This is a genomic window from Candidatus Thorarchaeota archaeon (genome assembly GCA_021498125.1).
Classification (GTDB): Archaea; Asgardarchaeota; Thorarchaeia; order Thorarchaeales; family Thorarchaeaceae; genus B65-G9.
On record JAIZWL010000004.1, the window covers coordinates 193,414 to 209,191 of the forward strand.

Consider the following 15,778-nt stretch of genomic DNA (forward strand, 5'->3'; position numbering starts at 1 on the left):
TGATACAGTATATGGTGTAATTGGTGGATAGAATAAGGAAGGCTTCTGTTACCGAACTACACGGAGAAAAATTAATTTCTTCAGAAGAAAAAGTCGCTATTGAACAGAGAACTAGAATCAGATGGAGTGACGGATCCGCAATCCTCGAAACAACTGCAAGTCCGGGTCAGGAGAGAGAACTTGCAATTGGACTTCTGACAACAATGGGAATCGCAGTCCCGTATGATGCAGTCACAGTGGAGGAGACCGAAGGTATCACTACTATCATAGTGAATCCAACAAAGGTGCATGATATAGAGAACCCAAAAATCGTAGACACCGAGATCAGCTCACAGGACATAGTGAGAGGGGTCTCAAGACTGAGGGATCTTCAGATATTGCTCAAGGAAACTGGTTGTGCTCATGGGGGACTTGTGGTGGAGCAACACGGCCAGAAGTATGCATTCGCTGAAGACATAAGACGTCAGAATGCTCTGAACAAGACCATCGGATCTGCGATCATTCAGGGGATTGGGCTTCACGCCTGTGCGCTGTTTTTCACAGGACGCCTGACATCAGAGGTTGTAGGAATGGCGAAACACGCCGGAATCCCAATGGTCGTATCCCTAGGAGTCACAACTGATGAGGGGATCAGAATTGCACAAGAGGCGAACATGACCTTGGTCGGTTCAGAGGGGAGATGGATCTACCACATTGGGAGCGTGAGAGTCATCCCTTGAGAGGCCTACTGGGAGCCCTCAATCCGCCTCAATGATTTTCGAATCGACTCCACCAGAATCTCGATCTCAGTCATTCTCTTCTCTGCTCTCTGAATCAGCTTGATCTCTTCTCTTTTTGATATCCGTGCCATTGGTCTCACTCCTCCATTTTGAGAACGTCATCAATCTCCTTGAGGGCTTCGTAGATACTATCCATTCTCTCAACTAAATCGGAGAGAGAGTCGACGATGTTCTTATGCCGGTCTATCATCTCGCCATCATCATCAAAGAACAATGTGCTTGAGACCCCCAAGTATACAATTACAATGAGGGCGCCACCAAGTATCGAAAAGAACGAGAATATTCCGACGAGCCAGATGTTCAGATTTTGCGTGGCGGCCAAGTATGCAAGGTATGCGGGGAGACCGAATCCCATACTAATGATCGCAAGACCTGCAAGCCATCTTCCAGTTGACTGTTTCATGTAAATTACCTCTTTGTGCTTTTTCCTTTCTTCCGCGTCTTTGTCGCGGAGTCTGTATCTGCCAACCTAGCAATCAGATCGGCAGTGATCTCAAGTCTGAAGTCTACCAAGGTGAAATATCTTTTCACGTATCTTGTGGACTTGTCAGTACCGACTGCATACTCGCTCTTGACGAGTCCATGCTTTTCCATGTTCTTCAAATGAAGATGAAGAAGAGGGTACGAGACCTTCAACTCACTGCTCAGTTCTTGAATGAACATGGGTCTCTTACTCAGAGCAGCAATAACACGCAATCGAGTGAGGTTCCCGAGAAGGGAGAGGATCTCAGACAGCTCATCTAGTGAGCGTGGAATCTCAATCGGTTTGATTGGTCCATCGTTCTCTGTCATTCAATCCAGCTCCATCTCGGGGTTTAGAAAGCTCCCAAGAGACCTCTGTGTCGGCTCCATTTCATTGTTGCCCTTAGTGACAGAATGCCAATAATGGCAAGCACAGTGCCCGAAATGATCGTACCCAAGAGTAGTGGTGACACCGTAAGAAATGTTGCACCATTCAGAGTCATGTCTTGAATTGCAAGAAAGCCCTGGGTCAGTGGGAGCAAGAGAGAGAACTGCTGAACGTTCGGGGGGAGAGCTGCAAGTGGAAAGAAGATCCCTGTAAGTATGAACAGGATCGGCTGGACAGTATTGACAATTGCATTCGACTGCTTGACAACCAGAGTCACTGCTGCAAACATGAACGCAAACCCAGAAACTCCGTAAATCGTCACTGCAAATGCGATCAGGAGACCCACTGGATCAACAACCGTCAGCTCAAGTCCAAAGACAAGAGTACCCAACGTGAACCCGATGACCATGAGATAGCCAGCAAGAACTAAATCAACAAGGGCATAGCCAACAAGCATAGCGGTCAGATGGGTTGGTGCTGTCAAGGTGGACTCAAGAGTTCCACGGTATTGCTCATTTCTCAAGGCAATCCCTGCACCCCAGAGCGACTGTGAGAGTATCATGAGCAGGAGCACTCCAAGAATCAGAAAACTTGTAAAGTCGAAACCAGCAGAGGTATTCCCAATCCCGAAGCCTCTCCCAATTAGAGAGAACAGAATCATCCAAATGATAGGCTGGATCAGACTGGCCAATAGCCAACCCACGTACCGTTTCTGAATCTTCAGCTCTTTGACAAGAGTAGCCTTCACTACAAGTAACCAATAGCCAACATTATGCATTAGCCGAAACCTCCTCATCATTTTTATCAGTGAGAAAGACAAACGCATCCTCCAAGGACGGTTCACGAACATCCATGCTCAATAGACGAGCTTCAGGGCGAGTGATGACCGCCTCGATGATCCGTTGAAGAGCAGTGTCCTCATCAACCGCACGTAGATTGAGATGGACCACAGAAGGATCTTCATCATCATGTACAGTACTCACAACTGTCAACCCATCGCCAGCAAGATGAGCCAGAATCCGCTCGTCAAGATTCTTAATATCAACATCAATTCTCATTCCACCATTGGCCTGCTTCCTAAGGGCCTCTGGACGGTCAAGTGCGATGATCTTACCATGATTGATGATCGCAATTCTATCAGATAATTCCTCAGCCACATGCATCTCATGTGTCGTGAGTAACACAGTCTTTTCGCCTTCATCGACAAGCTGCTTTTTGATAAAGCTGCGCAGCTCCCTACTTGCCTTTGGATCAAGTCCGACAGTAGGCTCGTCTAGAAGAAGCACCTCGGGGTCGTGAACAAGGCCTCTGGCAATGATTATCCGTTGAGTCATTCCCGCACTGAACTTCTCAATGAGATCATCGGCCCTATCGGTCAGGTTCACAAGATCAAGCAGATACTCGATACGCTTCTCCAATGCATGACCGGAGAGTCCATAGAGATGACCCCAATACCGCAGGTTCTCCCTTGCTGTCAGTTTATTGTAGAGCTGTCGGGGGTTACCACCAGCAACCACGCCGACAATTCGTTTTACTCTCTCGGGTTCAGTGACTGGATCGACTCCGAATACTGACACCCGACCCTTATCCGGAATGAGAAGACCCGCAAGCGATTGAATGGTCGTTGTCTTCCCAGCCCCATTTGGACCAAGTAGACCGAAGACTTCACCTCGTTCAATCTCAAAGCTTAGACCATCTAAGGCTTTGACGTACTTGTATGAGAATCTCGGTGGAAAGAGTCGTTCCCACTTTCTAGAACGATAGACCTTGACCAGTCCATCACAGAGAACTGTTCCTGCACTCATCGTTATCAACTAATCCATATATGGTATATCCATATAAACTATATGGTATATCTCATACAGGTATATGGTTTGATAATAGTTTGATGTATTTATGTGCGCCCGAATGACAGCGTTCCACAGGTGGATCGTAGCCTGACGTGCACTACTTCCAAAAAAAGCGGAAATTATCATCTCAAGCATGAAATATATCTATAATGAAAAATAATATGGTCCTACGGGATATCGACTCACCATTCACTTCATAGATCGTTGAAGAACTATAAGCGTCACATCTGATGATGACGCTAGTAATATTCTATTTTATTACCTCAAAGGCCGAGAGAGGTGTCGCGAGCCGTATCTTCTTGGCCCCGAGCTCTTTAGCCCATTGCCGAAAGTCATCTACATGAAAGTGGCCATAAGCTCCTTCGACCACCTTGATATGAATCTCACAGAACTTGTTTGCACCGGGATAAAAGTTCTCAGTACCAAAGACAATACCACCGGGTTTTGTCACCCGGAGCATCTCTTTCAGGGCGGACTTTGGGTCAGTCCAGTGAAGTACCATAGAGGAGTAGACATAGTCAAAGGTTTCATCCTCAAAGGGGATAGACTCCGCAAACCCGTGTTTGAACTCTGGAGGGAACTTCTCTAGCATCTCCGGGTAATTCGAGTGATTCCCCTTACTACCCAAATGGGTCTTAATCATATTTGGAAACTCATCACGAGCAATTGTAAGAAGGCGATCATTGGGCTCGATTCCAACAATTCGAAACGGAGAACCTTCGTACATATGGCCCCTCGTATAGTAGTAGGTCCAAATAGCGGCTGTGCCCCAACCAGTTCCCGAACCAACATCTAGAAAGGCTCCTGGCTTATTCCAAGCGTTCGTCAGAGCGAAAGCAGTACGCCTGATCTGTTCATAGAGTTGCGATGAGAGAGCGTCATCCCAGTTGAAAAGATTCATCCCGCCAGTGAAAGTGAGAGGCCTTCCTCGCAGTCTGTCGGGAATCGCACGGGCATGATCTTGCCAGAGATCGTCCATTGTCCCCTTGAAGGGAGCGGGAAGCACCCAACCATCTTCAATGTGTTCTTCAGACTGATAGCGGTTCCCGTCAACCTGATGAAGAATACCATCTTCAACCAAGATGCCTAAGAGATAATCAAGAAATTCGGGATCGGAATATCCAAAATGTGAGAGCATATCATCAATAGTCCTTGGACGCAGAAGATATTCAAACCACCCCTCATCACGAAGAACGCGGATCACATTCCCACGATAATATGCATCAACGTCCTTCCGTATCTTACTTACATTAATTCCAACCTTCATTAGTTCTCTCCATGCTCGTGCTTTTGATGCCATAGCCATACCCCCTGTTCTTATCCGAGAAGGCCCCTCCGATTGATGAAGTCCACCATTTCAAAGGCCTCTGTAAGTTCAGACCAGTGACCATCCTCAAGAAAATCAATTAATGAGGACTGGCCCATAAGGAGTGGTCTGAGAAGGACCTTTGCGATCGGCAGTTTGGCACTCACCCGCTCCACAATCTTGGTTATTCGATCAGAGTAAGGTGTAGCGCTGATGGTAAAAATCATCGAGTCCGTAACCAGCCGGTGTAGCGATTCGGGATCCGTCTGAGGATTATCATCAAGCGCGCGTAAAGCGACATTAATCGCACGTTGATTAGTGTAAGCCGCTCCATGATCCTCAAGCAGACCAGTCGCCAGACCCTCAAGAGCTTGAATGATACGGTCGTCCCTGACAGAGGCAAAGACCACTCGCTCCTTTGAGACCCAGATGTGCATATCCATATCTGCAAGGGAGATCACAAGATATCGTTGCTCCGTGTCATAGACTTTTTCAGCCTCTTCCACACGTTCCAGTATGAGGCGGGCTAATTCAGCAGGTTTGAATTCGTCAGGACAGAGATAGGTTTGCACCCAGAAACGTTGGCGATCAACAAGAATCAGAATACGAATGTGCTTGTGGTGAGTCTGTTGGATCTCTTGGCTTGGATGCACCACTAGGTTCTGATGTGCTCCACTCCCGATTGAAGTAAGAGGCTCAACGTATGCATCACGATAGCCTCGAAAGAGACCCTTGTGATCGACAACAATAGCATTGTAATGCCGCTCGTTCTGTGCTTCATGCACTACACGGACAGTAGTCAGCTGCATTCCGAAATAAGAAGTGTGCGAAGTCTTTGATTCGTAAGTTGAGGGGTCATCAATACTAAAGCGCACAGTTTTCCCACAGATCTTACATTTGAACTCGGTCAGGCCACCAGCCTTATCTGTTCTCAGCATCTGCTCATTTTTCCCCCATCAAGTGATCAACAAGCCAACGTCGTAATTCATCAAGTCCCTCACCAGTCACGCAACTTGTCTCAAAATAGCCCTGAATCTGAGGCATGTTTTTGAGCAATATGTCTACTAATTCTTGATCAAAGGAATCAGGAAGATCCACTTTATTTCTAATGAGAAGATACTGTGGTTGCACACCGTGTTGATATGTTAAAGAACCATCATTAATCAGACCCATCCATTTCTCAATATCCATCAGTGATTGTAAATCGTCAGAACTGAACACAAGTAGTACAAGATCCACCCCACCGAATGCAAGTCGTTCCGCATCTCGAAAAGGATGCACTGGTTGGTCAATCTGACCAGCAACGTCTATGACCTGATACGAACCAACGTGATTCTCTTTTGCGAGATCTGACATTTGCAAGGATTCGATCTCGAAAAATAGAGTCCGATGGTACTTGGTCACGGTCTCATCAAGAACACCATGCTTGAGCACGTTCAACAGAGTCGTTTTTCCAACAGCTCCAGAGCCCGCAAGAAGCATCTTCTGAATCTGGCGTCTTTGTTTCATTTGATTCAAGAGAGAGGCGGATTTTGTAGATGCTCTTGTACTAGATATCGGCATATCCATTGTAAACAACTCGCATCATTCCCAATTAGTCCCATGATATTTATGTAAATGACATATATAAGGCTTTTTATAAATCTACTACGACTTCGAAATGTTTGAGGTGGCATGAAGACTGTATCGTTTGTATACAACAGAAAAAAAAGCCGGCTCAGACCCTTCATGAGCCGGAGTATATTTTGGAAAACAGACACTATTTGAGGATCTGAAATACAGAGATGGGTGTGGCTATTCGAATTTCTTTTGCCCCGAGTTCCTTTGCCCATCGTCGAAGATCATCTCTGTGAAAATGACCGAAAGCACCCTGCACCACCTTGAAATGAATCTCTCCAAACTTGTTAGCATCAGGAAAGAAATTCTCAGTACCAAAGACATATCCGCCAGGCTTGGTCACCCTGAACATCTCACGAAGAGCCTCCTTCGGTTGAGTCCAGTGAAGCACCTGTGATGCATAGACATAGTCAAAGGTCTCATCATCAAAGGGAATCGACTCTGCATAACCGTTCTCGAACTCAGGAGGAAATCTCTGTAACATCTGAGTAAAATCGATGTCATCACCAAGATGCCTCCGGAGCATGCTGTGGAATTCTTCTCGCGCAATGTTCAGAAGTCGATCATTAGGTTCAATTCCCACAATCCGTAAGGGCGATCCCTCTTTCATGTGACCCTTCTTGAAATAGTACGCCCAGATAGCGGCGGTGCCATACCCTGTTCCAGCACCGACATCAAGAAAGTAGCCGGGTCTGTTCCATGCACCAGTATATGCAAAGGCACTACGGCGGATCTGTTCATACATATGATTAGAGAGAGCGTCATCCCAGTTGAAGAGATTCATGCCGCCAGTGAACTTTATGTACTTCCCACGCAGTCGATCAGGAATCGCTCGCGCATGATCGGCCCAGAGTTCTTTCATAGTGCCATCAAAACAGGCAGGAAGTGTCCACCCATCCTCAACGTGTCCATTCACACGATACCGAATGCCGTCCTCGTGTATGAGAGTCTTGTCCTCAACCAAGATGTCTAGCAAGTAGGCCAAGAATGCAGAATCCGTGTAACCGAATTGAGTGAGAATTTCAGCGGCCGTCCGTGGTTGAGAGAGGTATTCAAACCACCCCTCATCACGAAGGACACGAATGATATTCCCACGGAAAAACGCATTGATCTGCGTTCTGAGTTTACTCACGTTCAGACCTATCTTCAATAGTTCTTTCCATGCTCGTGCTTTTGATGCCATCCTACAACCTCCATTCCAATTTATCCAAGCAGACCCCTCCGGTTGATAAAGTCCACCATCTCAAAGATTTCTCCGACCTTAGTCCAATTCCCATCTTCTAGAAGATCGAGCAATGATGATTGCCCTGTAAGCAATGGCCTGAGAAAAGCCTTCGCAATCGGGAACCGCTTACTCACTCGTTCGACAATACTATTCACCCGATCTTGAAACGGAGTAGAGGCGATCGTGAAGTTCATTGGGTCGGTGACCAGTCGGCGAAGAGCCTGAGGATCGGGGTCTGGAACATCATCAATAACTCTTAGCGCGATCTCGATTGCACGCTGATTGCTAAAGGGAGAAGTGGGACTGGTCGTCATGAGCCCATCCACCAGTCCTTCTAGAACAGAGAGCTTTGAGGGCGACTGAACTGAGGCAAAAACAATTCGTTCATTCGAGTGCCAGACATGCAGATCCATATCTGCAAGACTGAAGTCAAGTCGCCGTTGTGGTAGTTCGTAAATGCGCTCAGCCTCCTCCACTCGTTCCATAACAAGGCGCGCTAGCTCGGCGGATCTGAATGTCGCCGGACAAAGATATGCCTGTACCCAAAAGTGCTGTCGATCAACAACGATGAGCAGCTTCACGTATTCATGCGGAGTCAAAGAAACACCTTGACTTGGATGCACGACCAGACTCGGCTGTACATCTTTGCTCTCGGAAACAAGAGGCTCGGCGTATGCATCACGATATCCTCTGAAGAGACCTTTCTGATCAATGACAATAGCGTTATGATGCCGCTCGTTTGATATGTCATGCGATACTCGAACGGTCGTCAATTGCATTCCAAAATACTCCCGCTGCGGAGTCTTTGATTCGTAGGTCTCCGGATCATCAATACTGAAGTGAATTGTTGCCCCGCAGATCTTGCATTTGAACTCAGTAGTCAAATCACCAGCTTGGCCCGTCCTCTGCATGAGTCATCCATCCTTTTGTATGTGTTCCACGATCCACCGTCGCAACTCGGCGATACCAGTACCATTCAGGCAACTGGTCTCAAAATAGGCTTGGATCTGTGGCTTGTTCTTGAGAAGTAAATCAACAAGCTCGTGATCAAATGCATCAGGTAGGTCAACCTTGTTTTGTACAAGAACATACATGACCTCACCCTTATCTGCATCTTGCTTTTGCCCCTCGTCAATAAGAGCAATCCACTTCTCGATATCCAGTAATGATTGCAAATCATCCGAACTGAATACCAAAACAATCAGATCAACACCTCCGAAGGCCAGACGGTCAGCATCCCGAAAAGGATGAACAGGCTGAGTCAGCTGACCCGCAACATCAATGACTTGAACGACTCCCACCACATCCCCATCTGAGAGATCATCCATCTTCAATGTGTCGATATTCAAGAACAATGTTCGGTGATACTCCTGCTTTACATCCTCTAGAGTCCCTCGTTTTAGCACGTTCAAGAGGCTCGTCTTTCCAACTGCACCAGAACCAGCAATCAACATTTTTCGGACTCTGTGCCTTCGTTTTATCCGATCTAACAGAGATTTAGTGCCCGTTGATTTGCCAGAGCTTGTCATAGGTATATCCTTCTCAACTACCTGCATCAGTCCCATATCAATGAGATTCCCCATCGGATATATCTAAAACGCAAATATAACTCTTCTCACTTTTATACCATATGATTGAAAATATATTACAGGATTTATTTTATCTAACCAGGACTTCCTCATACTATATGCTCAAAATACTCTCGCTCCAGCATCCAAAGTCATTTATTCACCGCCCAGATGAGATGCTTTGTGAAGATCATGGAGAAATTCTTCAAAGCAAATCGAACTATGTGGGATAGATTTGCCAAGGTTCATTTTCACTCCGAGGCATACAGAACACAAGAGTTCCTCAATGGGGCAACAACATTAAACTCGATTGAGATGGAGGAGCTTGGTGATGTGAGAGGAAAATCACTCTTGCATCTACAGTGCCACTTTGGTCTGGATACACTATCATGGGCGCGTGAGGGAGCAAAAGTCACAGGCATTGACTTCTCTGAAGAGGCCATCAGATTGGCACGTGAGCTCGCTCAGAAATCAGGACTCGAGGCCAAGTTCATCCATGCAAATATTTACGACCTGCCAGATATCTTCGAGGAAACTTTCAACATTGTCTTTACGTCATATGGTGTCCTCTGTTGGTTAAATGATCTAAAGCGATGGGCAGAGATCGTCGCCCAGTTTCTTAGACCTGGCGGAATTTTTTACATCATCGAATTTCACCCGCTCATATGGGTCTTTGACACAGAGGCCGAGGATGGCTTCAGGTTGCAACACTCGTATTTCCACGGTGCTGAACCGTTGTCCTTTGAAGTCGATGGATCGTATACAGGGGAAAAAATCGAGCCAGTGACCGACTACGAGTGGGTGCATAGTATTGGCGAAACGGTCAATTCGATCATAGATGCAGGACTCAAGATTCAGTTTCTCCACGAGTTCCCAATGACCACATTCCAGAACTTCCCATTCCTAAAGCAACATGACGACGGTCTCTGGTACTATGACGACTCGGAGATACAACTGCCTCTGATGTTCTCGATCAAGGCCGTAAAAGAATAGATTTCGATCATCAAGAGGGACTGAGGGGTCACAAACGGTCACAAACGGCAACCGTCAAGAGGTATTATAAAAAAGCGAAGACAAAAGAGAGAGAAGAGCTGACAAGCGTCAGCTCACTTAGAACTGGGCCAATGCACCTCTGTTCCGGACCCATCGATCTGTGGCCTTGTACAAGAGCCCACCAACCAGCAGATAGATGGCATCAAGCAGCAAAAGCATCACTACTGATTGGACAAGCCCTGGTGCCGCAAGCCCAAAGACCAATGAGTTACGAAAAGCATCAGCACCCCAGCTGAGAGGGGATCCCATAGCGGCCATCTGGAGAACGGGCGGCAAGACTGCAAGGGGATAAGAGAGCGGAGCAATAAGAACCAACGAACTGCCTACGAACTCCACAAGCATCCAGCCTTGCTTCGCCACCAGTACAATGCTGGCCACTGCATAGACAATGCCTTGCATTCCGATCACAAGAAGCGCGACGATGGCAAGCGCAGGAAATATTCCCCAGGCATCTATTGTGATGCCGAAGATGAAGACCGACGCAACGAGTTGAAGGATCACCCCAAGTCCACCATGCTGAATGTTATGAAGACCATTTCCCCAGATAAAAGTCGTCCGACCAATCGGGGTGGTGAACAGGGTCTCAAGTGTTCCCACATTCTGCTCGCGCCTCAAGGTCATCCCTGTTCCCCAGATGATAGAAATTATCAGCCCCATCAAGGCGGTGCCGATGGCCACGTAAGTGATCCAATTGCTGATACCGGTCATGTTATTGAGCGATGAAGAGTCCACTCCACCGCTGACCGAGGTTCCTGCAAGAACCAGTGGAATCAGCCAGAGAAAGGGCATCAAGATGAACCAGAGAATACTGAGAGGGTATGACAGCTCAATCTTCCAAGTCTTGATCGACATTGCCCATGCCGCTCGAATCTCAGACCGCCATCCTCGACGCTTTATCACTCGTTCGTAAAGATTCTCATCCATCTTAGAAACCTCCCATGCTCCCACGCTCTTTTGTCCAGTGCTCAGCATATCTGAAGACTGCGAGACCGACCCCCCAGAAGAGGATCAGTAGACCCACAAGCCCAGCAATCCCGAGAAGGTAGGAGATAATGGTGAACTCGCCAGTGATTGCCAATTCACGTATGACCTCGATCGCAAGGGTCGCGGGCATCAGATACGCCAGTATCTGAGCATACTTTGGTAGTACTTGTACAGGATAGTTTACGGGAGTGACTGTGAAGATCATCGAGTCCACTAACTGTGTTAACACGCTTGGATCCTTGAAGACGATGATCAACCCGGCCAGCATGAAGCCGAACCCAAAGAGGGCGAACAACATGAGCAGGAGCACGATGATAACTGGAAGAATCATCGTCACCGAATAGGACACTCCAAACAATATCATCGAGAACCCTAGCAATACAAGGGCTGAGAAGGTTGTCTGGACGGAGTCAGAAAAGGCTCCACCAAGTAAGATACTGATCCGTGGAACTGGAGCAAGGAAGAGTGGTTCAAGCGTGCCACTGAACTGTTCCCATCGGAACGTGTTTCCAATCCCCCAGATCGAGTTGTCAACGTACTGGTAGACAAACCAGCCAATGACCGCAAATCGGATAAAGTCATCATACCCCGAGATCTCAGTGAAATGGGCACTTCCCCCGGGGCCACTGATTGCTGTCATCATCAACAGATATGGTGCAATCCAGAGGAGAGGAATAATCCCCCAGACGATGATGTTCGCTGGATACCTCAGAGCGATTCTAAGATTCTTGGTCGCAATCGTCTTTGAGATGGACCAGTCCAGAGAACGGACCTGAAAGTTCGGGGCGAATTCGGGCTGTACACCTTCTGAGTCAGCAACTTCAACAATCGTCATCAGTCCTCTATCCTCCGTCCTGTGAGTTGTAGGAACACATCATCGAGTGATGGCTCCTTGACCTCAAACTGCTCGACCTGAATTCCCTGTTCATGAACCAAATTCAACAATCGACGGGCAAGATCATACCCATCATGAGCTGTGACAACAAGTTCATGAACTCCATTACGTTCTCTGACCGTCGCGTTCATCACGTCATCAAATCTCTTGATAGCCTCAAGGTCAGGTTGACCGTGCACCTTGATGTGAAGACTGTCATAGTCACGAACCCGCTCCTTGAGCTCATGAGGAGTCCCTATACTCTTGATTTCGCCCTCGTTGATCAATGCAATCCGATCACATAGCATGTCAGCCTCATGCATATAGTGAGTCGTAAGCAGAATCGTCTTATCGCGAAGTTTGTCACGAACATACTGGCGGAGATCGGTTGCGAAGGTCGGATCAAGACCTTGAGTCGGTTCGTCCAAGAGGAGAACAGGTGGGTCGTGAATGAGAGAGCGTGCAAACACGATCTTCATACGCATCCCATGAGAGAGGTTCTCGGCCTTCTCATCGGCCTTCTCTAACAGGTTCATACGACCAAGCAGCTCATCGGCTCGCTCTTTTGCCTCACTCTGCGTTAGTCGGTATAACCGCCCGAAGAAGATCAGATTCTCACGCGCGGACAACTTCCAATAGATGCTTCGTTCATTTCCCTGACAGACACCGATCGCGGCCCGAACGTAGGTAGAGTCCTTCAGAACATCATACCCCATAATACTTGCCTCACCTGAAGTAGGTAGGACAAGAGTTGCTAGTATTTTGATGAGTGTCGTCTTACCTGCGCCGTTTGGCCCCAGGAGACCATAAAGACGGCCTTTAGGAATGTCCAGACTCACAGACTTGAGAGCCTCAACTCTCTTACGTTCAACAGGGACAACAATTGCTCTCCGTCTGGTGGAGATGAATACCTTTGATAAATTTTTAATTTCAATAGCACTTTCAGACAAGATTGACTCCCCTCCAAATCGTGGAAGAGATGATAAATATTCAGGGGCCCAATGCGCACTTCATGTGCGACTAAAATGATAGGATGCTCGTCCTATTATTGAAGAAGTAGGTCTCTTTTCATAAAGGCCACCGAACTGTCAATTATCTGTTGAGTTATAAATTTTCCCAAGCATTTGGTCCCCTGTGAAACGTAGGGGAACAAAAACTATCTTGGAATAGGAGAATCGGACCAAGTTCAATGGTAACCACAGTCACATATCTCGAACAGAATTAGGAACAGGCAACTTTCATTTTTTAATAGGCAATCATAAATGTAAGCCTTATCCTACAAAAATCGATGTGTATTTCTTGAAATCAAATACATTGTTTGTGCGTGCAGTTCTAATCTTGTTTTTAGTCATTACAATTGCCGCGAACGTCCAACCATCTCAGAGCCCAATGCCTCTGAATACTGTATCTATAGATAATACTATAGATTCCAATTAAAAGAAAGTAATCGCCCCAAGATATACTTCATCGTATACGTCACATAGTCCCACATCCGTTCACTTACGAGATCTATAGAAATGCGACCCTTATTTTTTCAGCGAATTGGGCTGGGGGCCTCATTACAATAAATATAGATGGTCTGAGTGTAGGGAGCTATAACTACACAATAGAGATCCACGACAAGGCAGGAAATACGAATCGTGATACCGTTATTGTCACAGTGGTTGCTCAAGGTTCTACTACCACAACTACTACCACAACAACAACGACACCTACAACGACCACTACGACATCGCCCAGTTCCTCCACGACCCCCTCAGACGATTTGGGAGGACTGATTACATTGGCGCTATTGCAAGCATCGAAGCGGTCGTGATCATCATTGTGATTGTCATGCTGCGCAAGCGTGCATGAAGGATCACATACCGCACTGTCTAGAGGTAGTCTTGAATATCAGGACTGCCACTAGACACGTTTTTTCTATACTATTTTTTTAACTGTTTCTATATTATTCCAATGTGTTAAATTGACAGTACTCTGGAACATCTAATGTCGAGGTCTGATATATGAAAAAGGTTCAATCGGCATTTTTGTATGACATTGATGTTTCACAGACACTTCGAGAAAAGATAAAAAATAAGACGTGTTAAGACGTACAGAAATGCGATTCTTGACCTTACACTAATGCTTTTATGTCACAAAATGAGAGTGTGTTCGCTATGAGTTTCTTCGTCTAAACGAAGAGAAGCAGGAGATGCCCAAGTAATGGCAAAATGGGAATGCCAAGTATGCGGTTGGGTCTACGACGAAACTGTTGGAGACCCCGACGGCGGTATTGCGCCTGGTACGAAGTTTGAAGATATTCCGGATGACTGGGTCTGCCCGATGTGTGGCGCCAGCAAGGAAGACTTTGAACTGATCGACTAGACGTAGACTGAGGGGAGAAACTCTATTGTGGGGGTGAATTCACTCCCCCTTTTTTTCTTATCCTATCAATGGGAGATCCACCACAAACAAAACAAGTACAGATCGTTCATTTTGACGGAGGAAACTCGCCATCTCACATGAGGGGAGTATTAATCTAGGAGATTGTGGACATAGTATTATGGAGATAAATCATCAATGATATCTCACAAGATCTATCAATTCTATTGTAAAAGAAATCTTGAGATTGTCGGAGGAATCACCGTCCTTGTTGCATTGATTCTCATGGGGATCATAGTTCCGACAATCACGGGACTCACTGGTCAGGCGATTCCTGATACTTCATGGGGCTACTCGGAACAGAATCTCCGAGACCAATTTGCACTATTGACGCAGGGCAATGGTGTGCTCTACTACATGCTTCTGAGCACAGACACGTTCTTTCCATTCCTCTACACGTTTTTGGTTGCTCTTGCAATGGTACCACTCCAATTGGGAATTTTCAAGACCGAGAGCCGATGGCACAACCTCGTATTGCTCCCTTTTGTTGCAGCGATACTTGACTACGCGGAGAACGTTCTCATATTCTCCCAATTCATATCATACCCGAATCTCAATGCGGGGATCATAGCAATTGCCAGTGTCGTTACGCAACTCAAATGGATCACTATCGCGGGACTGCTCTTGCTCTTGCTCTTTGAGGGAGTCGCATTCCTCTTCATCGGAATCAAAGAGGAGTCCTTAGACACCAGTGCATAGCGGCCCTGTGTGAAAAGGCTGTAATATTAGTGGTTATGAAAAGTATAGACACCATATAGGTTCGGATCCAAGACTCGTCATGACCTATGCGGCCTTGTTCGATCTATGCCTGTGGACACTCCACACAGATTACTTGCCACGGCAATGCTCAAATACCATATTATTATTAAATGGATTAGAGATAGAACAAGAGAATTAATAACTAAAAAGGCCATCTTTTAGCAAATTCATAGTGAGGTTTCGGCAAGTTCAAACTTCCACACATGGATTCTAATCTCTATTTGCCAATCTTCTCACGTATGTTATCTACGAACTCCAACAACTGTTGCTTCTCTTCACGGGTTAATTGCTTTGCATCTATGAGATCCTGAATGTATTGCAATGTCTGTTTCAAGCCAGCCTCTCTCAACAAGATGTCAAGACCCACCTCGTCAATGACTGCCTTCACTCCCACCTCGTCAATGACTGCCTTCACTCCCACCTCGTCAATGACTGCCTTCACTCCCACCTCGTCAATGACTGCCTTCACTCCCACCTCGTCAATGACTG

Annotated in this window: 19 protein-coding genes; 5 read left to right on the plus strand and 14 right to left on the minus strand. The window is 46.6% G+C overall.

What is annotated here, in order from left to right; genetic code table 11:
- The first annotated feature begins 23 nt into the window (after window positions 1–23).
- Window positions 24–719, plus strand: a complete 696-nt coding sequence (locus K9W43_10875; GenBank protein ID MCF2137722.1) for a formate dehydrogenase accessory sulfurtransferase FdhD — start codon at window positions 24–26, stop codon at window positions 717–719.
- A 136-nt stretch (window positions 720–855) separates the two neighbouring features.
- Here K9W43_10875 and K9W43_10880 read toward each other — a convergent pair whose 3' ends face one another.
- The 10 genes from K9W43_10880 to K9W43_10925 form a co-directional block, all read right to left on the minus strand.
- Window positions 856–1,182, minus strand: coding sequence for a hypothetical protein (locus K9W43_10880; protein MCF2137723.1), 327 nt, complete (start codon window positions 1,180–1,182; stop codon window positions 856–858).
- A 5-nt stretch (window positions 1,183–1,187) separates the two neighbouring features.
- Window positions 1,188–1,571, minus strand: a complete 384-nt coding sequence (locus tag K9W43_10885) for a winged helix-turn-helix domain-containing protein (protein MCF2137724.1) — start codon at window positions 1,569–1,571, stop codon at window positions 1,188–1,190.
- A 23-nt stretch (window positions 1,572–1,594) separates the two neighbouring features.
- Window positions 1,595–2,407 carry an ABC transporter permease gene (locus tag K9W43_10890; protein MCF2137725.1) on the minus strand — a complete coding sequence of 271 codons (813 nt, stop codon included), beginning with the start codon at window positions 2,405–2,407 and terminating at the stop codon, window positions 1,595–1,597.
- Complete coding sequence (locus tag K9W43_10895) at window positions 2,400–3,434, minus strand: ABC transporter ATP-binding protein (GenBank protein ID MCF2137726.1); 1,035 nt, start codon at window positions 3,432–3,434, stop codon at window positions 2,400–2,402. The genes K9W43_10890 and K9W43_10895 overlap by 8 nt, the downstream gene beginning before the upstream one ends.
- A gap of 295 nt (window positions 3,435–3,729) precedes the next feature.
- Window positions 3,730–4,779 (minus strand): class I SAM-dependent methyltransferase, encoded by a 1,050-nt coding sequence (locus K9W43_10900; protein MCF2137727.1) that lies wholly within the window; start codon window positions 4,777–4,779, stop codon window positions 3,730–3,732.
- Between the two features lie 17 nt (window positions 4,780–4,796).
- Window positions 4,797–5,723, minus strand: a complete 927-nt coding sequence (locus K9W43_10905; GenBank protein ID MCF2137728.1) for a hypothetical protein — start codon at window positions 5,721–5,723, stop codon at window positions 4,797–4,799.
- Between the two features lie 4 nt (window positions 5,724–5,727).
- Window positions 5,728–6,348: a GTPase domain-containing protein gene (locus K9W43_10910; protein MCF2137729.1), complete on the minus strand. Its 621-nt coding sequence runs from the start codon at window positions 6,346–6,348 to the stop codon at window positions 5,728–5,730.
- A 196-nt stretch (window positions 6,349–6,544) separates the two neighbouring features.
- Window positions 6,545–7,585, minus strand: coding sequence for a class I SAM-dependent methyltransferase (locus K9W43_10915; GenBank protein MCF2137730.1), 1,041 nt, complete (start codon window positions 7,583–7,585; stop codon window positions 6,545–6,547).
- A 20-nt stretch (window positions 7,586–7,605) separates the two neighbouring features.
- Window positions 7,606–8,538, minus strand: coding sequence for a hypothetical protein (locus K9W43_10920; protein ID MCF2137731.1), 933 nt, complete (start codon window positions 8,536–8,538; stop codon window positions 7,606–7,608).
- 3 nt (window positions 8,539–8,541) lie between these two features.
- Window positions 8,542–9,192: a GTP-binding protein gene (locus K9W43_10925; protein MCF2137732.1), complete on the minus strand. Its 651-nt coding sequence runs from the start codon at window positions 9,190–9,192 to the stop codon at window positions 8,542–8,544.
- A gap of 195 nt (window positions 9,193–9,387) precedes the next feature.
- Here K9W43_10925 and K9W43_10930 point away from each other — a divergent pair, with 195 nt between their 5' ends.
- A complete protein-coding gene (locus K9W43_10930) occupies window positions 9,388–10,188 on the plus strand; it encodes a methyltransferase domain-containing protein (protein MCF2137733.1) in 801 nt (266 codons plus the stop codon).
- A 117-nt stretch (window positions 10,189–10,305) separates the two neighbouring features.
- Here the strand turns inward: K9W43_10930 and K9W43_10935 are convergent, their stop codons facing one another.
- The 3 genes from K9W43_10935 to K9W43_10945 are packed head-to-tail and all read right to left on the minus strand — an operon-like array spanning window position 10,306 to window position 13,056.
- Complete coding sequence (locus tag K9W43_10935) at window positions 10,306–11,172, minus strand: ABC transporter permease (GenBank protein ID MCF2137734.1); 867 nt, start codon at window positions 11,170–11,172, stop codon at window positions 10,306–10,308.
- 1 nt (window position 11,173) lies between these two features.
- On the minus strand, window positions 11,174–12,067 hold the full coding sequence (locus K9W43_10940; protein ID MCF2137735.1) for an ABC transporter permease: 894 nt from the start codon (window positions 12,065–12,067) through the stop codon (window positions 11,174–11,176).
- Entirely contained in the window at window positions 12,067–13,056 is a 990-nt protein-coding gene (locus tag K9W43_10945) for an ABC transporter ATP-binding protein (protein MCF2137736.1), read from the minus strand. Before K9W43_10945 ends, K9W43_10940 begins: the two co-directional genes overlap by 1 nt.
- Before the next feature lie 530 nt (window positions 13,057–13,586).
- Between K9W43_10945 and K9W43_10950 the strand changes: the two genes are divergently transcribed.
- The 3 genes from K9W43_10950 to K9W43_10960 all read left to right on the plus strand — a co-directional run bounded on the left by K9W43_10950 (window position 13,587) and on the right by K9W43_10960 (window position 15,229).
- Complete coding sequence (locus K9W43_10950; protein ID MCF2137737.1) at window positions 13,587–13,922, plus strand: TcfC E-set like domain-containing protein; 336 nt, start codon at window positions 13,587–13,589, stop codon at window positions 13,920–13,922.
- Window positions 13,923–14,311: 389 nt separating this feature from the next.
- Entirely contained in the window at window positions 14,312–14,473 is a 162-nt protein-coding gene (locus tag K9W43_10955) for a rubredoxin (protein ID MCF2137738.1), read from the plus strand.
- 195 nt (window positions 14,474–14,668) lie between these two features.
- Complete coding sequence (locus K9W43_10960) at window positions 14,669–15,229, plus strand: hypothetical protein (protein MCF2137739.1); 561 nt, start codon at window positions 14,669–14,671, stop codon at window positions 15,227–15,229.
- A 277-nt stretch (window positions 15,230–15,506) separates the two neighbouring features.
- On the opposite strand, the gene K9W43_10965 is transcribed toward K9W43_10960, so the two are convergent.
- Window positions 15,507–15,778: hypothetical protein (locus K9W43_10965; GenBank protein MCF2137740.1), on the minus strand; the 272-nt coding region annotated here is incomplete at its 5' end.